Here is a 21,982-nt window from a genome sequence, read left to right as displayed (position 1 = left end):
GTGGATCAGGTGCGCAGCAGTGCCAGCACGCCCTGGGGCATCTGGTTGGCCTGCACCACCATGGCGTTGCCCGCCTGCTGCAGGATCTGCTGGCGGGCCAGGCTGGCGGTCTCTACCGCGAAATCCGTGTCGACAATGCGCGAGCGGCTGGCGGACAGGTTTTCGCTGCCGATCTGCAGGTTGGCAATGGCCGATTCCAGGCGCGAGGACTGGGCGCCGATGACAGCGCGCTGGCTGTTCACGTAATCCAGCGCGCGGTCCACCGACACGATGGTCTGCGCGGCCGACGTGGTGACATCCAGCGTGTTGCGCAGCCCCATGGCCCCCAGGCCCACAGCACCCACGCGGGTCTCGAGCGTCTGGTTGGCATTGGCGCCCACCTGGAACACCTTGGTGCTGATCGCGCTGCCAGAGGTCGCAATGTTTTCGTACGTCTCGGTAAAGCCCTGCAGCGCGTCTTTGCCCGAACGGCTGCCCTGGTTGGGGATGGCCGCCTTGGCATCGCGCACCATGCCACCGTCCACGTCGGCACCGCCAATGGCGCCGGTGTCAGCATTGTTCAAATCAAACGTGCCGATGAAGGCCGCACCGTTGAGCGCGAACTGCGCCAGCACGTCCGCCCCGTTGGTGAAGGCCCCGGCCGATGCGGCGGCAATGGCGGCATCCAGCGTGGCGCCGGGGTTGTTGCCCATGTAGCTGAGCACGTCCTTGATGCCCGTCCCGCCCGCGGTCTTGATGCGGTCGTGCATGTAGCGCACCGCCGAATAGCTGGCCGAGTAGAACTCGCTGGTGTTGGTGGGCCCGCCAATGGCCGCCACCACGGCCGCCACGCCGAGGTTGGCCACGTCGCCGCGCACGCGCTCGTCGGCCCCCTGGATGAACTCGGCCGAGCCTTCGGCAAACCACAGGTGGTTGCTGGTGATGTCCTGCCAGTGGGTGGACCGGGCCATCACGGCGTGCACCATTTCATGGCCGATGATGCGGTCGTTGTAGTACGGCGCGCTGCCACCATTGGGCATGTTGGGCGGCACGAAGTCGGCCATGTCCACCTGCAGCACCAGGTTGTTGCCGCGCCCCTGCCCGTCAAAGCCGGTGACCTGCACATAGGCGGCCACGCCGCCCGCGTTGTCGGTGAAGCCGGTGTAGCGGATGTCCAGTGCCGCGCCATCCGCCTCGATGCCGTAGTAGCTGCGGATGAGGTTCTCGCTGCTCTCCAGCCAGCTGCCGGCACTGGTCAGGCCATCGAACACGGCCAGCAGGTTCTCGTCGCCCACAACGCTGGCCTCGGAGCGGTCGAACACGTCCATGCCATTGAACTGCGTAGTGCGCCCGGTGCGGTCGATCTCCTGCGCCAGCCGCGTGACCTCGGCCTGGATGGCCTGCCGGTCGGCCGCGCTGTTGGTGTCGTTGGCTGCCTGCACGGCCAGCTCACGGATGCGCTGCAGGCTGGCCGTGACGCTCTGCAACGCTCCCTCGGCCGTCTGCATGAGCGACACGCCGTCGTTGGCATTGCGCACCGCCTGGTTGAGCCCCCGGATCTGCGAAGTGAACCGCTCGGAGATCGCCAGGCCCGCCGCGTCGTCCTTGGCACTGTTGATGCGCAAGCCCGAGGACAGGCGCTGCACGGTCGTGGCCATGTCGCTCTGCGCACCGCCAAGCCGGCGCTGCGCATTCAGCGACATCACATTGGTGTTGATCGTCAACGCCATGGCACGCCCCGGGGACTCCTGGTCAAAGTAGATGAATAAAGAGACAAACGGTAAAAAACCGGGCGAAGCGGCACGCCCAGCCCCACGCAGCAGCAGCGCCCAGGCCGGAAACCCGCTTCTTCCTCTCTGCCTTATCGGCGGGCCAGGGCAAAACCTGAAGGCCCGTTTCTGCGGGTCTTTCCCCAAGCGCTCAGCGTGCAGGCGGCACAACCGCTAGCATCCAAGGGTCTTTCCCATCTGGCCCCACCGCACGCGCTGCCCCGGGCCGAGCCCGCTCCGTTTTCATGACAGTCCCCCATTCCCCCCCTGCAGCACCCGATGCCGAGACCTCCAGCGTCTACGGCCACTCCGGCTTCATTTCCTTTCTGATCGCCCGCGTGGTGGCCGTGGTGGCCACCCAGGTGCAGGCCGTGGTGGTGGCCTGGCAGGTGTATGACCTCACGCGCGAACCGCTGGCACTGGCCTATGTGGGCCTGGCGCAGTTCCTTCCCATGCTGTGCCTGCTGCTGCCAGCGGGCGACCTGATCGACCGCTTTGACCGCAGGCGCATCCTGGCGCTCGCATGGTCGGTGGGCGCGGTGTGCAGTGCGTTGCTGTGGTGGCTGGCGGGCCATGGGGCCAGCGGCGTGGCGGGCATCTATGCGGTGCTGGTGCTGTACGGCTGCGCACGCGCTTTTTCGGGCCCGGCCATGCAGAGCCTGCTGCCGCAGATCGTGCCGCGCGGCCAGCTCGCGCAGGCCATTGCCGCCAACAGCATGCTGATGCGCGTGGCCAGCATTGGTGGGCCGTTACTGGGCGGGCTGCTGTATGCGCTGGGCGGCGGCGAGCTGACCTATGCCGTGTGCTGCGCGTGTTTTGTGCTGGGCGTGGTGTTGCTGCTGCGCGTGGTCGTGGCGCACACCACGGCGCCCAGCCCCGCGCAAGGCACGATGTGGCAGCGTTTTGGCGCGGGCATCACCTTCATCCGCACCCGGCCCATCATCCTGGGCACCATCTCGCTGGATCTGTTTGCCGTGCTGCTGGGTGGCGTGGTGGCCTTGCTGCCCATCTATGCGCAAGAAGTGCTGCACGTGGGCCCCGCCGGCCTGGGCGCACTGCGCAGTGCCATGGCTTTGGGTGAGGTGGGTGCGGGGCTGTACCTGAGCATGCGCCCCTTCAACCGCCATGTGGGGCGCACCATGTTCATCGCAGTGGCCGTGTTCGGCGTGGCCAATCTGGTGTTTGCGCTGTCCACACTGTTTTGGCTGTCGTTTGCGGCGCTGCTGGTGGCGGGCGCGGCCGACATGGTGAGCGTGTACATCCGAGGGGCGCTGGTGCAGTTCTCCACGCCCGACACCATGCGCGGGCGGGTGAATGCGGTGAACATGCTGTTCATCGGCTCGTCCAACGAACTGGGCGAGTTCCGCGCCGGTACCAGCGCGTCATGGTTTGGCGTAGTGCCCGCTGCCGTCGTGGGCGGCCTGTGCACGCTGGGGGTGGTGGGCGGCTGGATGCTGGCGTTCCAGACCCTGCGCAAGGTGGACCGTTTTGAAGAGGCCGCACAGGCCACGGGCGCAGCGCCATAGCACTGAGAACCTGTTCTAAGACGATCGTGTCTGGGGGTTTGGAGATACCCCTCGATACATCCTCCCTGGCGTTTGTGTCGCGCAGGTAAAACCCGCCGTGCGGGCTTGCATGCGGGTGGTGGCGGCGGCACCATGCGGACAGCCATTTGCTGGCTGCCCGCGAGGCTCCATGACCCCCACTTACCCATTGCACCTCCACCGCCGCACCCTGCTGCTCGGCCTGGCGGGTTGCGCCGTCTTTGGCGCCCCACTTGCCACACAAGCCGCGCCCCTCGCAGCCGCAGTGCCCAACACAACAAGCCCGGGCGCCTGGAGCGCGGCCGACGAACCCACCCTGGCCCACCTGCTGGACCGCGTGACCTGGGGCTGCACCGCGTCGGGTACGCAGGCCCTGGGCGCTATGGGCATTGGCGCCTACCTGGCGGCGCAACTGCGCCCGGGTGCCAACGCCGCACTGCCCCGCGAGGCCCAGGCGCAGATCGACGCCATGGCCATCTCGCGCACCCCCATTGAAACGCTGGCGGCCGATATGGACGCCCGCAACCGTGCGGCCAAGGCCAGGCCCACCGAGGACGAACGCAAGGCCGCGCTGAAGGACTGGCAACAGGACATGCGCGCCCTGCAGCAGGAAGCCGCTGCGCGTTTTGTGCTGCGCGCGCTGTATTCGCCCAGCCAGTTGCGCGAGAAGATGACCTGGTTCTGGATGAACCACTTCAACGTGTTCGCGGGCAAGGGCAGCCTGCGCGCACTGGTGGGCGACTACGAAGAGCGCGCCGTGCGCCCCCATGCGCTGGGCCGATTTCGCGACCTGCTGGGTGCCACCGTGCGCCACCCGGCCATGCTGCGCTACCTGGACAACGCGCAGAACGCCGCCGGCCGCATCAACGAAAACTATGCCCGCGAGCTGATGGAGCTGCACACGCTGGGCGTGGACGGTGGCTACAGCCAGCAGGACGTGCAGGAGCTGGCACGCGTGCTGACCGGTGTGGGCATTGCACGCCAGCCAGACAGCGACGAGCCCCCGCGCATGAAGCCCGCGCTGCGCCGCCACTACGTGCGCGATGGCCTGTTCGAGTTCAACCCCCAGCGGCATGACTGGGACACCAAGACACTGCTGGGCCAGCCCCTGCGCGCTGAAGGCCTGGCCGAGGTGGACGAGGCGCTGGACCGCCTGGCCCGCGCACCGGCCACCGCGCGCTTCATCACCCGCAAGATCGCGCTCTTTTTGGTGGGTGATAACCCGCCCCCTGCGCTGCTGCAGGCACTGGCCCGCAGCTTCGAACGCACCGATGGCGACATTGCTGCCGTGCTGGAGACGCTCTTCAACACGCCTGACTTTCGCTCATCGCTGGGCCAGCGTTTTCGCGACCCGGTGCACTACGTGCTGGCAGGCCTGCGCCTGGCGCACGGCGACGCCGTACTGCCCAGCACCGAGCCTGCATTGGGCTGGCTGCAGCGCCTGGCCGAGCCCCTGTACGGCCGCGCCACGCCCGACGGCTACCCACTGGACGCAGCGGCATGGAAGGGCTCGGGACAGATGTCCACCCGGTTCGAGATCGCACGCGCCATCGGTGCCGGTGTGGCCACCACCCCCATGCCCACCCCGCGCGAGAAGGAGATGAGGATGGCCGAGCAGTCCGCATCGCAGCGCACGCCCCCGCCGCTGGCGCAGAGTGCCTATGTGCGCGCCCTGCAGTCCACCTGGTCGGCCGCCACGCGCAATGCGCTGGCACAGGCGGCGTCGCCGCGCGAGTGGAACTTGCTGTTCCTCGCATCTCCGGAATTCATGCACGGCTGAGGAGATCACGATGCAACGCAGACACCTTCTTCAAGCCCTGGGCGCCAGCGCCCTCGGCGTGTACAGCGCCAACGCGATGGCCGCCCCCCTCGCCCAGGACGCGCGCTTTCTGCTGGTGTTCCTGCGCGGTGGCTATGACTGCGCCAGCCTGCTTGTGCCCACGGCCAGCAGCTACTACTACGAGACGCGCCCGAACATCGCCATCGCCCGACCCGGGCAGGACGGCGGTGCGCTGCAGCTCACGGCCGACTGGGGCCTGCACCCTGCGCTGGCTCCATCGTTGCTGCCGCTGTACCAAAAGCGCCAGCTGGCCTTTGTGCCGTTTGCGGGCACGGACGACCTCTCGCGCAGCCACTTCGATACTCAGGACAGCATGGAGCTGGGCCAGCCGCTGGGCGGTCGGCGCGACTTCCGATCGGGCTTTCTGAACCGGCTGGTGGCCGAGCTGAACCCGCGCGCAGGCTCAGATGCCACCGCCACCGCAGCAGCAGGCGACGAACGCTTGGCGCGCCTGCTGCAGGCCGTACAGCCCATGGCCTTTACCAGCACCCTGCCGCTGGTGCTGCGCGGCGCGGTGGATGTGCCCAACACGACGCTCAGTGCAGGCGCAGGGCGAACCGGCGTGGATGCGCGGCAGGCCGAACTCATCGAATCCATGTACCGAGGCACGGCGCTGGCCACGCCTGTGAACGAAGGTTTTGCCACCCGCGATGAGGTGGCCCGCACCATGCAGGGCGAGATGGAGGCGGCCAGCCGCAACGCGCTCTCCACCAAAGGCTTCGAGGGCACGGCCCGGCGCATGGCGCGGCTGATGCAGACGCGCTACCAGCTAGGGTTTGTGGACGTGGGCGGCTGGGACACCCATGTGGCGCAGGGTGCGGCCACGGGGCCGCTGGCCAACCGTTTTGAGGAACTGGGCCGGGGCCTGGCCGGCTTTGCCGACGAGATGGGCCCGGCGTGGAAATCCACCGTGGTCGTGGTGGTCAGCGAGTTCGGCCGCACCTTCCGCGAGAACGGCAACCGGGGCACCGACCACGGCCACGGCACCGTGTTCTGGGTGCTGGGCGGCGGCGTGGGCGGCGGGCGCATTGCGGGCGAACAGCAGGCGCTCACCGCCAGCACGCTGTTCCAGAACCGCGACTACCCGGTGCTCAACGACTACCGCAGCGTGCTGGGCGGGCTGTTCGCGCGGATGTATGGGCTGAACGCCGCCGCCGTGGCACGGGTGTTTCCGGGAACGAAGGGCGCGGATCTTCGGCTTGTGTAGCCACACCCCAGCGCCCTACCTTCGATAGCTATATTTTTAATAGCTATCAGCGCTTATTCATCAAGCGCCAACAGCCATTTCTACTCAAATTTTCGCCCCAGCTTCAGGCATTGAAGGTGCCGGTCAGCAGTTCAGGCAGGCGCTCGACCTTCATCTTGAAACCGCAGGCCTGCGCATGGCCACCGCCACCCATGCTTTCGGCCAGCGCGATGCAGTCAAAGTTGCGCTGTGCGCGCAGCCCCACCTTCACGCCCTTGTCGCCCGCGCTCCACATCAGCGCAAAGGTGCCGGTCTTGGCCGAGAGGATGTCGCCCACCAGGCTGTGGAACATGCCGGGCGCGTTCACCATCAGCCCGGTGATACCGTTGAACACCAGCGGCTGCGCGCCTTCGGCAATATCGGCGCAGAGCTTGCGGTACTTCTCATCCATCGCCGCACCACGCGCCATGAACAGGGTGAGCTGCTCGGGCGTGAAGGCTGCAATCTCGCGCCAGCGGGCAAAGCCCTGCTCTTCCATGTCGAGGGCGGAAAGGAACGCCGCGCTCTCGGCAAATTCCCACTTCCAGATGTCGCGGTCTTCCACGTACTTGAACAGCGCGGGCATGGGCTCGTGCGGGTGAAAGAACTCCCACGCCAGGCGCGCGCCCGACTTGCTCATGTCGAAGTGCACCACACCGCAGCGGCAGGCAAAGCCGGTAAGCTTTTCGGCGGCGCTCTTGTGGTGGTCCAGCATCACGAGCTTGGCGGCGCGCTCGTCGATGGAGGTCATCACCTCGGTGGCAAAAGAGAAGTCCAGGATGTAGACCGCGCGGCCTTGCACGGGCGGAAGGTCGTCCACGGACTTGATATCGCCGTGGTCCAGCCCCACGTATTCGGCACTGTCGCCGTAGTAGAGCCAGGCGGCCAGCGCGGCGCCAAAGCCATCCGGGCAGTTGCGGCCGTGGTACAGGATCAGCGGCGCGGGATCGTTCTTGTCGGGGGCAACCAGCAGTTGCAGGGGGAGAATGGTTTTCTTCGTCATGGCCTGCAATTGTCGCCGGGGTGGTGGCGCACTGCGAGCGCTATATGACCAAGGCAGCCGCCTGCCCGCCTGGGAACCAAGCCCGCCCGCTTCGCCTCCACCCTCCATCACCTCGCTTTTGCCACCAGGCCACCACCATGTTCCAGACCCTCAAAGACCTGCTCGACAGCCTGATGCAGCCCAACGCAGCCCCCTCCAGCGAGGAGCGCGCCCACGCAGTGCAACTGGCCGCTGCAGTGCTACTGGTGGAGGTGGTGCGGTTTGATGCCGCCATGGACGACGCCGAGCGCACCGCCATGGTGACTGCCCTGCGCAGCAAATTTGCGCTGAGCGACGATGAACTGGAGCGCCTGCTGGAGCTGGCCGTGACCACATCCAAAACTGCCTACGACTACCAGCGCTTTACCAGCAGCCTGAACGAGCACTTCACGCAGCCACAGAAAGTGCAATTGGTCGAGGCCATGTGGCAGGTGGCCTACGCCGACGCCCACATCGACGCCAACGAGAACCACACCATCAGCAAAGTGGCGGGCCTGCTGCATGTGACGCATGGTGAATACATCGCGGCCAAGATGAGAGCGAAGGAAGCAGCACGCCTTTGAAGACTGCGAAGAGCCACAAGCGGCGGGTAGACAGTCTTGACATCCAAAGGCCGCGATCAGTATCTTCATCGCCATGAAAACAATGAAGCTGGTTGAAGTCGAAGGCGCGTTGCTGGCAGTGGAGTACGAGGCAAATCATGGTGGTACGGCCACTCCGGTTCTTTTCTTGCACGCCAACGTCGCGGATCGACGCATGTGGCAAGGGCAATGGGACTGGTTGGCAACCTCCCATCCTGTCATCAGCTACGACCGCCGGGGCTTTGGAGAGTCACACACCTTGAGCCCCACGCCACACTCTCATGTGGCAGACCTTTGGAAAGTGATGGACTCTTTGGGATATGACCGTGCCGTGCTGGTCGGCTGTTCCATGGGTGGGCGTGTCGCCATTGACGCCGCACTGGCTCAACCCGACAGAGTCAGGGGCCTGGTGGTTGTCGCGCCCGGAGTCAGTGGTGCGCCAGCCCCCCAACACTGCGATTCAGTGAACGCCCTAATGAACGCAATAAGCGCTGCTGCGCATCAGGGTGATCTGGACACCAAAAACGAGCTTCAGGCGCGTCTTTGGCTGGACGGCCCCTTGAGCCCACCGGGGCGAGTAGAAGGGGCGATTCGGCAACTCTTTCTGTCGATGAACGGATCCGCCTTGCGGGCGGCACATCCTGGTATGGCATCCGAAGAACCTTCGGCATGGGAGCAACTGGAAGCGATCAAGCCCCCCGCCCTCGTGATGTGGGGAGACCTTGACCTGCCGCACTTGCAGGAGAGATGCAAGCTGCTCGCGCACCGCATACCTGCGGCGCAAAGCATGGTGCTTCGAGCCACAGCGCATTTGCCGACGCTGGAAGACCCGCAGCAATTCAACGCAGCTTTGGGACGATATCTTGGAAGCTTCTAGCTGTCGGGTCGGGTTTGTCCAGGCTTCTCGTACATCAGCCGCTGCACGCAGATCGAAGAGCCTCTGGAAGCTTTCGGCCATTCACAGACACCGCTACACCGGCAGCCAGCGCCACCAGAACGGCTTACGCTCTTCTCGGGCGCCCCTGGCCTGCAGCAGCGCAATGCACTCGCTGCGCTGGTAACGTCGGGCCGCCTGCAGGGGCGTCATGTCATCAAAGTCGGACTTGAGCTCTGGGTCCGCCCCATGCGCCAGCAGGTAGTGCGCGATCTCGTTGTGGCCGTGGATGAGGCTGGCCACCAGCGGCGTGCACAAAATCTCGGGATGCTGGTAGTTGGGGTTGACGCCAGCGCTGATGTGGTGGCGCACCAGCGCCAGGTCGCCCGCCACGGCGGCGGCATACATGTCTTTCCAGTCTCCTGCCGACATGGGGTCTCCTTGTTTTGTTTTTCGGTTTGGCGAAGAGTGCAGCGCGGGTCGATGCACATGCACCCAGGCCAGGGGGCTCCACGGTAAACCGTCGGCATTCTGGCACGCCCTGGCGCATGGCTGGTGGCGCAGAGAACTACTGCACCCGGCCCAGCTGCTACACCGCTGCCATGGCCCTTTCGCGTTCGGCGGCGGACAGCACACGCACCGCCACCACGGGCACGCCAGCGGCTGTGAAGAAAGGTGTGCGGCGGTAGCTGCCATTGAAACGCGCTGCGGCAATGCGGGGCATGAAGCCCAGCAGCGCCTTCAGCTGGCTCCAGCCCGTGCGGGGCGGCGTGCCCTTGGCGCTGGCGGTCTCCAGGTGCATCTGCACTGGCACAAACGCAGGCGCAAGCGGTGCGCCGCCCGCGCGCAGGCACAGATGAACCAGGCCCACATAGGGCATGCGCCAGTCGCGCCCCGTATTGGCCAAGGGGGTGTTGCAGCAGCGCGCATACCAGCGCAGCAATCCTGCCTCAGACAGCGACACGCAGGCCAGCTGGTCGGTGCCACTGGTGAAAGACACGTTGCGGGCATGCGTGCCCACCACCTCGGTGCCGGCCAGAGCGTCCAGCACCGCGTCGGGCTGCCCCAGATGGTGGGCATAGGCCTGGCAGTCCCGGCAATAACAGATGGCGTGGATGGCGGAGCGCGTGTCGGCCACTTCGCCGACGACCTTGGCACACTGGCATTGAAAGCGATGGATCATGAAGCCCCCTCTGGTGGACCGGGAGCTTATCGCCCCTGCTGCCAGAATCTGTCAGCAGTGTGCAGGCCAAGCCATGCGGGCGCCCTGCCCTCCGCCGTGTAGTAAAAACGATGCCCCCCGATAAGCCCCAGCCCACCGGCATCGGCCATGCCGTCGTGCGGTTGGGCCTCCGTCCGTAGTTTCTCGCGTCATTTTTTCTCTCTTCTTCCATGCCTCCTCTGCACATTCTCTGGCGCGATGAGCACCTGGTGGCCGTCTACAAGCCTGCGGGCTGGCTGGTGCACCGCACGGGGCTGGACGCGGGCGAGACGCGGTTTGTGATGCAGACCCTGCGCGACCAGCTGGGCCAGCATGTGTACCCCGTGCACCGGCTCGACAAGGGCACCTGCGGCGTGCTGGTGATGGCGCTGCACAGCGACGCGGCGCGCGCGCTGTCGCAGGCCTTTGAGCACGGCGCCACGCACAAGCGCTACCTGGCCATGGTGCGCGGCTGGGCACCCAGGGCCATCGAGGTGGACCACGCCTTGAAGCCCGACGATGCCCCGGCCGATGCGGCCGTGCAGGAGGCCCACACGCGCTTTCGGCGCCTGGCGCAGCTCACGCTCGACGAGGCCAGCGATGTGCGTTTTGCCACTACCCGCGCCTCGCTGGTCGAGGCGATCCCCACCACCGGGCGGCGCCACCAGATCCGGCGCCACCTCAAGCACCTGGCGCATCCCATCCTGGGCGACGCGACACACGGCAAAGGCCCCCTCAACCGCTGGTGGGCCGAGCGGCTGGGGCAGCAAAGGCTGTGGCTGCATGCGTGGCAGCTGACGGTGCCGCACCCGGTGTCGGGGGTGGCCACGACCTTCGACAGCGGGCTGCCATGGCCAGGGCTTGCTGGATGGGGTGCCGGGAAAACCACTGCAGAGGATACAAACGCCAGCCCCAGCGCCGACTGGCAACGCCTGTTTGAACGGTTGCCATGGGAAGAGACACCGGGGACGCCCGGAGCACCGTAACCCGGGCGACACGGCGACCCCACGCCCGTCGAAATAATGGGCTCTCCAAAAATCAGGAGACCCCGTTCATGACCCCACCCGCCACCAACCGCGTCCTCGCCCACACCGGCGCGCGCTACCCCATCATCCAGGCGCCCATGGGCTGGATCGCGCGCACGCAGCTGGCCTCGGCGGTGTCCCGCGCGGGCGGGCTGGGCATCATCGAGACGTCCTCCGGCGAGACGGCCAACTGCCAGGCCGAGATCACGAAGATGAGCGCGCTCGGCCTGCCGTTTGGCGTGAACCTGCCCATCCGTTTTCTGAAAGACGACGCCATGCTGCGTTTTGTCTGCGCATCGGGCGTGAAGTTTGTGACCACCTCGGCGGGCAGCCCGGCCAAGTTCATCGCGCCGCTCAAGGATGCGGGCATCACCGTGTACCACGCGGTGCCCACGGTGGATACCGCGCTCAAGTGTGTGGACGCAGGCATCGACGGCCTGGTGGTCGAAGGTGGTGAAGGCGGCGGCTTCAAGAACCCCGAAGAGGTCTCCACCCTGGTGCTGCTGCAGGCCATCCGCGCGCGGGTGGATGTGCCGCTGGTTGCGGCCGGTGGCATCTGCGACGGGCGCGGCATGGCGGCGGCTTTTGCGCTGGGGGCCGAGGCGGTACAGATGGGCACAAGGTTTGTGAGCTGCGCCGAAAGCCCCGTGCACGCCAACTACAAGAACGCCATCGTCGATGCGGGCGTGACCGGCACCTGGATGCTCAACACCAAGGCCAGCCCCTGTATCCGCGCGCTCAAGTCGCAGCGCACCCAGGCCATCCACGAGGCAGGCCTCATGCCCGCCGATAGCTTTGCGGGCATCCAGCGCGTGTACTTTGAGGGCGACATGGAGGCCGCGCCTGCGCTGGCGGGGCAGACCGCCGGTCTCATCGACTCCGTCAAGACGGCCCAGCAGATCATTGAAGAGACGGTGGCAGAGTTCTTTGCGATCAGCCAGCGCATGGGCGCCTTGGCCGCAGCGCGGTCGTTTGGCTGAAGGCCACCGCGGCGCGCAACGGACTGAGCCTGCGGCCTAAGCCGCCTTGGCCCCCAGCGCGCGCATGCGCGCCTTCCACTTGGCAACCCCATCGTCGCCCAGTTGCTCCACGCTGCCCACCAGCGTCTCGTGCACTGGCGCAATGCCCACAAAGCCCAGGATATTGCGCTCCAGCGACTTCACGCTGTGCGCGCGGAAGTACCAGCGGTAGACCAGCGCTGGCATACCCATGGTGACCACCACCCGGGCACTGCGGCCGGTGAGCCCCTTGCGGCCAAAGGGGTTGCTGCCTTCGGTGTTGAAGGCAAACCCGGGCCGCGCCACCTGCTCCAGAAAGCCCTTGAGCAAGGCCGGCATGTCACCCAGCCACAGCGGAAAAAACAGCACGATGTGCTGCGCCCAGCCGATGTCCGCCTGCGCAGGCTTGAGCACGGCGGGCAGCAGGCCCAGCTCCCACTCGTGTTGGCTGCGCAGCAGCGCAAAGTCGATGGCGGCCACCTCGATCTCGCGCACCTCATGGCCCGCCGCGATGGCCCCTTGCGCATAGGCCTGCGCCAGCGCGTGGCACAGGTGGGGCGCACTCGCGTCCGGGTGGCCCTGGATCAGAACAATGCACTTGGGCGTCATGGCAAACACTCCTCACGGAACCACGCCCGCCGGTAGCGGCGGCCGCTGCGGGGCACCAGTGCAAATCGTGACACGCGCCACCCCGGGGCGCAAGCGCCCAGCAGGTGCCCCACCCGCAGAAACGGGCGGGGGAAGCGCTGGAGGGACGGGGCCACGGACTGCAATCCTCAGATGCTTCACTTTTGATAGCTATCAGCGCTTTCCCATCAAGCGCCAGGTGCCATTTTTTATCAAAACCTGGCGCCCACATGCCACCAGGCACATCGTGGGCAGCGTCGGCACTGTCCTACCCCCGCGCTCGCCCGCCACCGGTAGACGCTGCCGCGCCGGAGCAGCACAGTCGCAGGGCAGCACTGTTGCTGCGCCCCTTCCACCCGCTGGACTCCCCGCCATGCCACCACGCGCGCCCCACCCTCTGACCACACAACCCTCCACACCGCACACCCCATTCACCGGGCGCAAGGACCACAGCCATGGCTGACCTCTGGCACCAGATCACCAGCACCGTGGCCTCGGAATTCTCGGACGTGCCCGATGCGGAGCAGGCCACGCGCATCGTGGTGCGCCTGGCCATGGCAGCGCTGCTGGGCGGGCTGCTGGGTTGGGAGCGCGAACACGCCGGCAAGGCCGCCGGCGTACGCACCCACATGCTGGTGGCCATGGGCGCGGCCCTGTTCGTGCTGGTGGCGCAGCAGGCCGGCATTGAAGCGGCGGACAACAGCCGCGTGCTGCAGGGCATCATCGCGGGCGTGGGGTTTCTGGGCGCGGGCACCATCCTCAAGGGCGATGCCGAAAGCCAGGTCAAGGGCCTGACCACGGCCGCTGGCATCTGGCTCACGGCCGCCATCGGGGTGGCCGCCGGGCTGGGCCGCGAAGCCACGGCCCTGCTGAGCACCGTGCTGGCGCTGGCGGTGCTGTGGGCCATACCGATGCTGCACGACAAGGTGAGCCGCAACGCGGCCAACCACAAGTCGGACTGATCCAGGCCGAGCCGAGCCGAGGCAGCCCGCTGGCGCGGGCTGCGCTACACTTTTTGGACCACCGACCCCCTGGCTGCGGCGCAGGCCCACGCGCCGCAGGCAGCCACCTCCCGTTACCCCATGCACAGTCTTCCAGCGCAGCACCGCTGCCTTGGCGGCGCAGCCCCTGCGCCGTTTGCCATCCTGCCACCCGCCACAGCCTGCGGCCTTCCTGCGGCGCTACAACCATGACGCGGACGAGCGACTCCGAGGCTCAGCCTGCGGTATCTGCAGCCGCGACCGCGACCACAACTGCGACTGCGACAGCCACCACAGCGCAGGCGGCAGCCTCGGCCAACCTGCGCGGCATCGTGGCCATGGTCGCGGCGGTGGGGTGTTTTTCGTTGATGGACGCCCTGCTCAAGACCCTGTCGGCCAGCTACCCGGCCATGCAGGTGGCGGCGCTGCGCGGCTGGGCTGCGCTGCCGCTGGTGGCGGTGTATGTGCTGTGGCGTGGCGAGGTGGCCGGCCTGCTCCGGGTGCGCTGGCCGCTGCACCTGCTGCGCGGCGTGCTCAACGTGACCATGCTGGGCCTGTTCACCTACGCGCTCAAAGAGCTGGGCCTGGCCGAGGCCTACACGCTGTTCTTCATCGCGCCACTGCTGATCACGGCGCTGTCGACCGTGGTGCTGCGCGAGAAGGTGCGCGCCGCGCACTGGGTGGCGATTGCGCTGGGTATGGTGGGCGTGGTGGTGGCCCTGCGGCCCAGCCAGGAGGCCTTTTTCACGCTGGGCGCCCTGGCGGTGCTGGGCGCGGCGTGTGGGTATGCCGTGTCGGCCATCACGGGGCGCGTGCTCAGCCGCACGGACTCCAGCGCCAGCCTGGTTTTCTGGACCACGGCCTTCCTGGCGCTGGGTGCAGGCACGCTGGCCTGGCCCAATTGGGTGGGTGTGGCGCAGGCGCACTGGCCGCTGGTGGCGGGCCTGGCGGTCACGGGGTTTCTGGGGCAGCTGGCGATCACCGAGGCGTTCCGGCACGGGCAGGCATCGGTGGTGGCGCCATTTGAATACACAGCCCTGGCCTGGGGCATGGGGCTCGACTGGGTGCTGTGGCAGGCCGTGCCGGGGGTTTCCACGTTGCTGGGTGGCGCGATCATCATCGGCAGCGGGCTGTATCTGGTGCGGCAGGAGCGGACGCAGGCGGTGGTGCCTCCATGAGCAGGAGTCCCCCCTGAGTCGCTGCGCGCCTTCCCCCAGGGGGACGACGCCCTCGCTGCGGGGCGGCCCTTGCTTGGCGTCCCTCGCCTGGGCCGCGCCAGTTTCAAGGGCTACGGGTGGCGGCCACGGCCCGCGCGGTGGCACGGCATGGTCTTACACCCCGGTACGCGTGCGCGCAGTGCAATAGGAGGTCCATCACATCGGCACCACCAAAAAGGAATTCACCATGACCCAGCACGCCACCATTGCAGGCCACGTTACCTACACCCCGGGTGACGGAGCGCCGTTGACCATTCCGAAAGGCCCCGTAGAGCTGGAGCCTTCCAAAGACAGCACCACCTTGAGCTGGACCGCAGACAACGATGCCGTGGGCTCCGCCGCGATCCCGAGGGACCAGTTCAACCAGTACGTGCGCGAGGGAAAAATCCGCATCCAGAACTGAGCGGTCCGCATCAGATACTATGAAATTGATAGCTTCCAGCGCTTTATGATAAAGCGCCAGAGCCTTATTTCATGCGATATTCACGATGCAAGCCGAAGACATCCTTCATTTCTGGTTCGAAGAACTCACCCCCGCCCAGCACTTCGCACAAGAGGACGCCATCGACGCGATGATCCGTGTCCGCTTCGGTGCCACTTGGCAGGCGGCCCGGCAGTGCGAGTTGTGGAGCTGGCGCGGCACACCCCAGGGCCGCCTGGCGGAGATCCTGGTGCTGGACCAGTTCTCGCGCAACATCCACCGGGGCTCGCCGCTTGCGTTTGCGCAAGACGCCCAGGCGCTCGTCCTGGCGCAGGAGCTGGTGGCCGGGCAGCATGACACGGCACTGGCCCCCGCCGAACGCGCCTTTGCCTACATGCCCTACATGCACAGCGAGTCGCTGGTGGTGCACGCCCAGGCGATGGTGCTGTTTGACCAGCCAGGGCTGGAAAACAACCTGAAGTTCGAGGTGCTGCACCGCGACATCATTGCGCGCTTCGGGCGCTACCCGCACCGCAACGTGGTGCTGGGGCGCATGTCCACCGCACAGGAGCTGGCCTTCCTCGCGCAGCCCGGCTCGTCCTTCTGAGCTTGCCGGTGATTGCCGGTCAGATCGGCCGGGTCAGATACACCGCTTCGCGGCCCACGATGGGTTCGCGGGTGGGCATCAGCACCGTGCAGTCGTCGCACAGCGCGCGGATTTCGTGCGGGCCATCGGTGGCGATGAGTTCGCCCTGGGCAAACACCTCGAAGCCCTGCACAGGCCGCGTGAAGCGAAAGTCCGGCGTGCGCACCATGCAGGTCTCCAGCAGTTCATAGCGGCGCTGCGGGCCCGGGGCGGGGCGGTAGGGAGCGGCTTCGACCAGCCCGAAGTGCGCCAGAAAATCCAGCGCCACGGCCGTGGCCACGTCGGCCGCCGACTGGCGGAAATGCTGGCCGCACTCCACCACCAAAGCCACCCCCTCGCTCTCCGCCAGCCCATGGCGGCCATGCTGGATGAGCGGCGTGCCCGAGCCAAGCCCGCTGGGCATCACCAGGTGCACCGGCGGACTGCCAATGGCCAGCGCCACCTGGGCATTGCGCGGATAAGCGGGGTACACCCAGAAAGGCTGCACGTCTTGGCTGGTGGAGTGGATGTCCAGAATGTGGTCGGCCGCAGCCACCACCGGGCGCAGCACCCGTGCGCGGTCCAGCTCCGGGCTTGCGGCCGTGCCGTCCAGTTCGCCTGCGGACCAGATGCGGTTGAGGTTGTGCACCAGCTGGCGGCTTTCAAACGGTCGGGTCGGGTCAAACGATGCGTACGCCGCCACGTTGGCAAAGCTGATGGTCAGCGTGCCGATGCGCGGGCGCACGCCCGTGTCCAGCAGGTGCGTGGCCGCCACCATGCCGCAGATTTCGTTGCCATGCGTGAGTGCATTGATGAGCACGTGGGGACCCGGCTGGCCCGATTCAAAACGGTGCACGTAGTCGATACCCACATTGCCCTGGCGGTAGGCAGACAGGTCACGGGGAAGGACTTCAAAGACGGGAGAGTTTTGCGTCATGGATGGCAACTAATAAGACAACACATCATTCTCTGCGCAAAGCAAAAACCACATGGCGCGCGGTGTACGATGCCCCGCCCGTTGTCCCCTCGCCCCGACACACCATGCCCACTGCCCGACTTTGCCCGCTGGCCGACGTGGCCGCCCGACTGCCTGCCGACAGCTGGATCGCCCAGCGCCTTGCAGAGGACCCGGACGCGCTGGCCACGGAAACCGTGCTCTGCATCACGGGCGATGTGCAGGTGCCCGAGCTGCACCTGGATGCGCCCCTGGCCAGTGGCAGCCCGCTGCGGGCACTGCTGCAGGGCGGCAACAACACCAACCAAGCTCCCACGGGCCAGCCCTTTCTGATCCTGATCGAAGGGCATCTGCAGATCGACGGCGCGCTCACCTGCGACGACACCGATGGCGCCACGCACCTGGTCGTGCTGGGCGATGCGCGCATGCACAACGCCGTGGTGGGCGGCCAGCTGTTTTATGTGCAGGGAGCGCTGCAGGTGGCCGACCTCCTGTGGGGCCACTACAACCATGGCGGGCTCACCGTCCGTGGTGGGCTCACCGCGCGGGTGGCGTTGTTCTCTGATGAATACCACGTGGACATCACCGGGCCCGAGCAGGTGGAGTTCCTCATGGACGAGGTGCGCAGCGTGCCGCACCTTGCGGAGTTCGCAAGCGAGATCGCGGGCATCGTGTTCGCGCCCGAGTTCCATGACCCCAGCGGCGACGGAGAGAGCGGCATCAGCGGCATGCTCAGCCGCCCCCGCGTGGTGGCCGCCGTGCGTGCGGGCGAGAACGCCACGCGCAGCAGCGCCGAGATCCACGCCACCCTGCCACTGGAGGCAGGCCTGTTTGCCAATGAGGCGATCAGCGTGCACAACATCCTCGCCGCAGTGCGTACACCCGTGATCGGACCCAAGGAGCACACGGCCACCGGGTGGTTTCAGCAGACCGATTTTTCGCTGTGCCAGCGGCATGTGGACGCTGATGGCGACCAGCGCGATGACAACGTGTTCATCACCGTCTGGAAGACCTGGGACTTCTACCTGTCGGTAGCGCAGGTGCCCGAACGCCAGGGGCTGCTGGCACGCCTGGCCGCCGCCGTGCTGGGCCGCAAAGTGCCGACCACCGCACAGCTCACGCTGGTGCACCGCGCCTACAGCGACGGCGAGCCCGGCGAGTGGCTGCCCCTGGCGCCCGACACCGCCCCTGAGGCGTGGCGGGCCTGCACAAAGGCCTGGCGCGGCGTGTTGGACTACCTGCGCAAGGCCGTGGGCCAGCACCGCGCCCGCTACCCGCTGTACCAGCGCCTGCTGGCCGAGTTGACCGCAGAACGCATCGAAGACTTCACCAGCCTGCCCGTGTTCACCGAGCGCTACAACGACTGGTGGGACAGCGACCGCAACGGCTGGTGGGAGGGCGATGTGTGGGTGGGCGCGCGCCAGCCCTGCATGCACGAGGGCGAGCCTTGGGGCCGCGCCCTCAAGCTCAGCTGGGAAAACGGCGACGAAGCCCCCGGCGACGAAGACGACAACGCTCACAGCGCCTACCAGATCAACGTGGAAGCCGCGCTGGAAGGGCCTGCAGTGGTGGAGTTCACCTACGCCCAGCGCCAGAGCGATGCGCGCAGCACCCTGCCGCGCAGCGCCGCTGACCACATTGCGCGGCTGCTGCGTTTTTACGGTGCGGTCGAATCGCGCGTGCGCGTCCAGCACGAACAGGAGCAGGCCCGGCAGGCCGAGGCGCGGCGCATTGAAGCCGCCGTGCACCTGCTGGCCACGCCCCCGCTGGCGACCGACCTGCCCGACGCAGCGGTCTTCCCCGTGGAACTGATGACCCTGTCCGACCAATGGCAGGCCAACGGGCAAGGCTATGTAGCCGCCATTCGCACCCACCAGCTATCCCGGGATGCGGCCGAGGCGCAAAAGAACAGCGGCACCAACCCAGCAGACGGCGACAGTGAAGGCCATACCGAAGAAGGTGGCGAAGCAGGTATCGAAGAAGAAAACGAAGACAGCGACCTGCCCTCCGACCCGCGCAAGGCGGCCGCCACCACGGTGCTGCAACTGGCCCGCGTGGTCAACACCCACGCCGACGAAGACCTGGCCGACCGCTTTCGCGAGCGCTTTGCGTTTGCCCCCGATGCTTTCGTGCGGCGCGCCGCTGATGCGGGCTGCTTCATCGGCCCGGTGTTCGCGCTGGAGGACGGCCGCGTGCTGGCGCGCATCGGCGCCCCCTACGACGATGCCGCCCACTGGGTGGCACTGCAGGGCCTGCGGCACACCCCCCTGCCCGCGCTGCACGGCCTGGGCCGCTCGCCCAACCGGCGCTGCTTTGCGCAAAACGACGGCCAGCACATCACCACCCACGACGGTTTTGACGGCCCCGTGATCGCCCGGTTTGCACTGCCCCAGGGCAACGAAGGACTGCCACCCCACGTGGAGGGTTCGCCAGGCCCGCTGGGGCAGCGCTGCGACGAGCTGATCCCCTTCAACGACGGCCAGCGCGTGCTGCTGCGCAACCCCACGGGCATCTACCTCCTGGCCAGCCAGGGCAGTGGGGGCAGCCCCAGCGTGCAGCGCCTGCACCCCCAGATCTTCGACGAAGACGGCCCCTACACCTGGCCCAAGAACCAGCAGGAAGAATCGGTGAATGGCACCGAGGTCACGGTGCTGGCGCTCGACATGCTGCACATGGCCCTGTCACCGGACGAGCGCCACATCGCCGTGGGCGACCAGGACAGCCAGCACATCCTGCTCGATGCGAAGGGCTCTGTGGTGGCCGAATACGAAACGCTGTCGTCCTACCCGCACCACGCCACCTTCTCGCACGACAGCGCGCGCCTGTTCGCCAACTCCTGTCACCTGTATTGGGGCAGCACCCGCTCGATCCCCATCGGTGGGGCGCCGGAAGATGCTGCGGACGAGGACGCCCCGCCACTCGACGAACGCTGCCGCGTCTACGCCTCGGCCACCCTGCCGGGCATGGTGGTGCTGGGCGATGCCGACGGCTACCTGCACGCCCTCAGCGACGACGGGCGCCCGCTGTGGCGCCACCACATCGGCAGCACGATCAGCGCCGTGGAGACGTCGCCCGACGGCTGCACGCTGTGGGCCGCCAGCTACGGCGGCTACCTGGTGCGCCTGGAGCGCGTGGAGACGGGGATGGACCCGTATTCCATCGGTACGTCGCCGTATGCGGAGGTGCGGCGGTGGATTTTCTGGAGTGATGAAGCGGCGCCGTTGTGTTGGTAGCGAATGCGGCAAGGCAAGCGGCCGGGAGCAGCCATTGCGCATTTGCCAGACCAGACGATCAACCTGCACTGGACAACCGTGCCGTCATGTGTCGTACTCGCCGCTGTCCCATGGCTCAAAGAATGCCATGTAGTTTCCGGGCAGCATTTCTACCGCCCACACATCGCCTTCATCTTCTGGTTCTCGAACGACCAGGCCAAAGTCAATTCCGAGATACTCGACCTTGAACGGAACGACCTCCACCCGCTCGAAGGATATGTCCCCGAGACTTGCCAGTCTTTGATCGGCCAGGCTGCGACGGGCACTGTGGTCCAAGCTGGCACGTGGGCCAAAACTATCGATCCTTGCTTCAAGGAGATGTCCGGTTTCGTCGAACACATACAGTGCTACAAACTCACATCCAGGATGGTTTTCACGAGCTGAATCAAACGGTGTAGTCAGAATGAACTGACGCCCGTCTTTGGTGACACCAACGTGCTCTGCATGGTAGTCATCGTGGTCGATGGCTATCAATGTAGGTCTGCCTTCCATGGAATTTCCTTCTGTTGTCTAACGTTGATGTGTTCGGCAAATCTGGCTCTCCACATGCAGGCCGGCATGGATCTTCGGTGCGGAAAATCGCTGTTGCGCCAGGGACCTGAGCTCGCGCTCTGCTCTGCTCTGCTCTGAATGGATGGATGGATGGATGGAGAGGTTTAACCGATCCAGGAAAGTCTCCGCTGTCGGGGCCGCTTTACACGACCGCTACGGCAGTGTGGCAGACTGCTTAGCGCTTGAAAGATGATGCTCTCTTGTGGGCCCGTATCGGAAGTTCATCAGAAGCCGGTGCTCGGCGGCGGATTCTCTCTTGCGAAGTGCTCGCACACCAGCCTCCATGGCTGAGCGCTATCTGGAGGGGCTTTCCTTCTTTCATGCGCAGTGCAAACAGGTGGGCCTGCAACGCCCTCCGCGCCTGTCTCCACAGCCAGTCGGCCAAGAACCAACGCGGAATGCCCCCGCCAGCGTCACCCATCCATCGCCCGGGCAACTCCCCAAATACGAGACCTATTCCCCTGTTGTTCCTGCCTTCGATGGAAGCCGATTCAGAGAAGACTAAGACTATTTGTCCGTTGCGGTGATCGCAGACGCCATCCTTGCAAAAATTTTGCAGGTGATGGTGTTGTGATTGCCCTATCGAAAAGGGTGGATGCCATGAGAGTTGATGCAGGAACAAGCTACATACACACGGGCCAGCGCCTGCAGGCTTCGGCCGCCAACCGTTCGGCCACGTCCTTTTCGGCCGCGCTGGCCGCAACCCAGACAGAGGGCACCACGCAGGCAGACTTCACCAACATGACCCGCCAGGACATGCGTGATTGGGTCAATACCCAGATTCGCAGCGGGGAAATGTCGCTCGATGACAGCCGGCCCTTCATGGCAATGACCATGAAAATCCCGGTCGGCGGCGGCCAGGGCGGCGAGCTGCCAGCCGAGAGCGACGGTACACGTTACGACTTCACACAGAAGGTGCGTGACGGCATCCAGGGCGCACTCTCGCGCAACGACGAAACGTCCCTGAAGATGCTGGAATCAGCCATGCAAATCATCCAGCGGCATCAGGGCCAGGCCATCGGCATTGATATTCGGGCATAAAACACAAAGAGCCGACCGATAAACCGAGGAGCAGGAGTTGGCCCGGTTTCCCGGACCTCTGTGCCACCAAGACAAGCCCCCATACCACCGCGCATTCGGACGAAAGTCAACTTGCAGACGCAGGGCGTTGGGCGACTTTTGGCGGCCAGTCCCCGTTCGCACCCCATCCACTTGCAGCAATCACTGCATGGCAGCCACCCGTTCCACCAGCCTA

The 21,982-nt window shown here is 66.2% G+C and carries 20 protein-coding genes; 13 read left to right on the top strand and 7 right to left on the bottom strand.

Annotation, left to right across the window (positions count from 1 at the left end; all coding sequences use genetic code 11):
* Positions 1 to 5: 5 nt before the first annotated feature.
* On the bottom strand, positions 6 to 1,709 hold the full coding sequence (locus ASE39_RS20695; protein ID WP_057272374.1) for a flagellinolysin: 1,704 nt from the start codon (positions 1,707 to 1,709) through the stop codon (positions 6 to 8).
* A 284-nt stretch (positions 1,710 to 1,993) separates the two neighbouring features.
* Between ASE39_RS20695 and ASE39_RS20690 the strand changes: the two genes are divergently transcribed.
* The 3 genes from ASE39_RS20690 (at position 1,994) to ASE39_RS20680 (ending at position 6,339) form a co-directional block, all read left to right on the top strand.
* The gene (locus tag ASE39_RS20690; RefSeq protein WP_057272373.1) at positions 1,994 to 3,274 is read left to right on the top strand and encodes an MFS transporter; all 1,281 of its coding nucleotides are present in this window, start codon (positions 1,994 to 1,996) and stop codon (positions 3,272 to 3,274) included.
* A gap of 169 nt (positions 3,275 to 3,443) precedes the next feature.
* Positions 3,444 to 5,072, top strand: a complete 1,629-nt coding sequence (locus ASE39_RS20685) for a DUF1800 domain-containing protein (RefSeq protein WP_057272372.1) — start codon at positions 3,444 to 3,446, stop codon at positions 5,070 to 5,072.
* A 10-nt stretch (positions 5,073 to 5,082) separates the two neighbouring features.
* On the top strand, positions 5,083 to 6,339 hold the full coding sequence (locus ASE39_RS20680) for a DUF1501 domain-containing protein (protein ID WP_057272371.1): 1,257 nt from the start codon (positions 5,083 to 5,085) through the stop codon (positions 6,337 to 6,339).
* A gap of 103 nt (positions 6,340 to 6,442) precedes the next feature.
* Here the strand turns inward: ASE39_RS20680 and ASE39_RS20675 are convergent, their stop codons facing one another.
* The gene (locus tag ASE39_RS20675) at positions 6,443 to 7,360 is read right to left on the bottom strand and encodes a DHHA1 domain-containing protein (protein ID WP_057272370.1); all 918 of its coding nucleotides are present in this window, start codon (positions 7,358 to 7,360) and stop codon (positions 6,443 to 6,445) included.
* 137 nt (positions 7,361 to 7,497) lie between these two features.
* Here ASE39_RS20675 and ASE39_RS20670 point away from each other — a divergent pair, with 137 nt between their 5' ends.
* The gene (locus tag ASE39_RS20670; RefSeq protein ID WP_010460303.1) at positions 7,498 to 7,962 is read left to right on the top strand and encodes a TerB family tellurite resistance protein; all 465 of its coding nucleotides are present in this window, start codon (positions 7,498 to 7,500) and stop codon (positions 7,960 to 7,962) included.
* Positions 7,963 to 8,035: 73 nt separating this feature from the next.
* Positions 8,036 to 8,857 carry an alpha/beta hydrolase gene (locus ASE39_RS20665; RefSeq protein ID WP_242421518.1) on the top strand — a complete coding sequence of 274 codons (822 nt, stop codon included), beginning with the start codon at positions 8,036 to 8,038 and terminating at the stop codon, positions 8,855 to 8,857.
* Positions 8,858 to 8,950: 93 nt separating this feature from the next.
* Here ASE39_RS20665 and ASE39_RS20660 read toward each other — a convergent pair whose 3' ends face one another.
* Positions 8,951 to 9,286, bottom strand: coding sequence for an ankyrin repeat domain-containing protein (locus ASE39_RS20660; protein WP_057272368.1), 336 nt, complete (start codon positions 9,284 to 9,286; stop codon positions 8,951 to 8,953).
* Positions 9,287 to 9,443: 157 nt separating this feature from the next.
* On the bottom strand, positions 9,444 to 10,037 hold the full coding sequence (locus ASE39_RS20655) for a DUF6151 family protein (protein WP_010460297.1): 594 nt from the start codon (positions 10,035 to 10,037) through the stop codon (positions 9,444 to 9,446).
* Between the two features lie 209 nt (positions 10,038 to 10,246).
* On the opposite strand from ASE39_RS20655, the gene ASE39_RS20650 reads away from it, so the two are divergent.
* Both ASE39_RS20650 and ASE39_RS20645 read left to right on the top strand, forming a co-directional pair.
* Positions 10,247 to 11,041 carry a pseudouridine synthase gene (locus ASE39_RS20650; RefSeq protein ID WP_057272367.1) on the top strand — a complete coding sequence of 265 codons (795 nt, stop codon included), beginning with the start codon at positions 10,247 to 10,249 and terminating at the stop codon, positions 11,039 to 11,041.
* A gap of 68 nt (positions 11,042 to 11,109) precedes the next feature.
* Entirely contained in the window at positions 11,110 to 12,060 is a 951-nt protein-coding gene (locus ASE39_RS20645; protein ID WP_057272366.1) for a nitronate monooxygenase, read from the top strand.
* Positions 12,061 to 12,096: 36 nt separating this feature from the next.
* Here ASE39_RS20645 and ASE39_RS20640 read toward each other — a convergent pair whose 3' ends face one another.
* Positions 12,097 to 12,687, bottom strand: a complete 591-nt coding sequence (locus ASE39_RS20640) for an NAD(P)H-dependent oxidoreductase (protein WP_010460291.1) — start codon at positions 12,685 to 12,687, stop codon at positions 12,097 to 12,099.
* Between the two features lie 473 nt (positions 12,688 to 13,160).
* Here ASE39_RS20640 and ASE39_RS20635 point away from each other — a divergent pair, with 473 nt between their 5' ends.
* From ASE39_RS20635 to ASE39_RS20620, 4 genes are all read left to right on the top strand, one after another.
* Positions 13,161 to 13,667: an MgtC/SapB family protein gene (locus tag ASE39_RS20635; protein ID WP_057272365.1), complete on the top strand. Its 507-nt coding sequence runs from the start codon at positions 13,161 to 13,163 to the stop codon at positions 13,665 to 13,667.
* 227 nt (positions 13,668 to 13,894) lie between these two features.
* Positions 13,895 to 14,863, top strand: a complete 969-nt coding sequence (locus ASE39_RS20630) for a DMT family transporter (RefSeq protein ID WP_082615532.1) — start codon at positions 13,895 to 13,897, stop codon at positions 14,861 to 14,863.
* A gap of 226 nt (positions 14,864 to 15,089) precedes the next feature.
* The gene (locus ASE39_RS20625) at positions 15,090 to 15,305 is read left to right on the top strand and encodes a hypothetical protein (protein WP_057272364.1); all 216 of its coding nucleotides are present in this window, start codon (positions 15,090 to 15,092) and stop codon (positions 15,303 to 15,305) included.
* 85 nt (positions 15,306 to 15,390) lie between these two features.
* Positions 15,391 to 15,930, top strand: coding sequence for a DUF924 family protein (locus ASE39_RS20620; protein WP_057272363.1), 540 nt, complete (start codon positions 15,391 to 15,393; stop codon positions 15,928 to 15,930).
* Positions 15,931 to 15,949: 19 nt separating this feature from the next.
* On the opposite strand, the gene ASE39_RS20615 is transcribed toward ASE39_RS20620, so the two are convergent.
* The gene (locus ASE39_RS20615) at positions 15,950 to 16,885 is read right to left on the bottom strand and encodes a succinylglutamate desuccinylase/aspartoacylase family protein (protein WP_057272362.1); all 936 of its coding nucleotides are present in this window, start codon (positions 16,883 to 16,885) and stop codon (positions 15,950 to 15,952) included.
* A gap of 104 nt (positions 16,886 to 16,989) precedes the next feature.
* On the opposite strand from ASE39_RS20615, the gene ASE39_RS20610 reads away from it, so the two are divergent.
* On the top strand, positions 16,990 to 20,136 hold the full coding sequence (locus tag ASE39_RS20610) for a hypothetical protein (RefSeq protein WP_057272361.1): 3,147 nt from the start codon (positions 16,990 to 16,992) through the stop codon (positions 20,134 to 20,136).
* Between the two features lie 84 nt (positions 20,137 to 20,220).
* Here the strand turns inward: ASE39_RS20610 and ASE39_RS26105 are convergent, their stop codons facing one another.
* Positions 20,221 to 20,667: a hypothetical protein gene (locus ASE39_RS26105; protein ID WP_010460276.1), complete on the bottom strand. Its 447-nt coding sequence runs from the start codon at positions 20,665 to 20,667 to the stop codon at positions 20,221 to 20,223.
* A 630-nt stretch (positions 20,668 to 21,297) separates the two neighbouring features.
* Between ASE39_RS26105 and ASE39_RS20600 the strand changes: the two genes are divergently transcribed.
* Positions 21,298 to 21,768 carry a hypothetical protein gene (locus ASE39_RS20600; protein WP_242421517.1) on the top strand — a complete coding sequence of 157 codons (471 nt, stop codon included), beginning with the start codon at positions 21,298 to 21,300 and terminating at the stop codon, positions 21,766 to 21,768.
* Positions 21,769 to 21,982: the final 214 nt, after the last annotated feature.

The sequence above is a fragment of the Acidovorax sp. Root267 genome (assembly GCF_001429215.1).
Classification (GTDB): Bacteria; Pseudomonadota; Gammaproteobacteria; order Burkholderiales; family Burkholderiaceae_C; genus Acidovorax; species Acidovorax radicis.
Note: the sequence above shows the minus strand (reverse complement) of the source record. Positions and strands in the feature narration are given on the sequence as shown.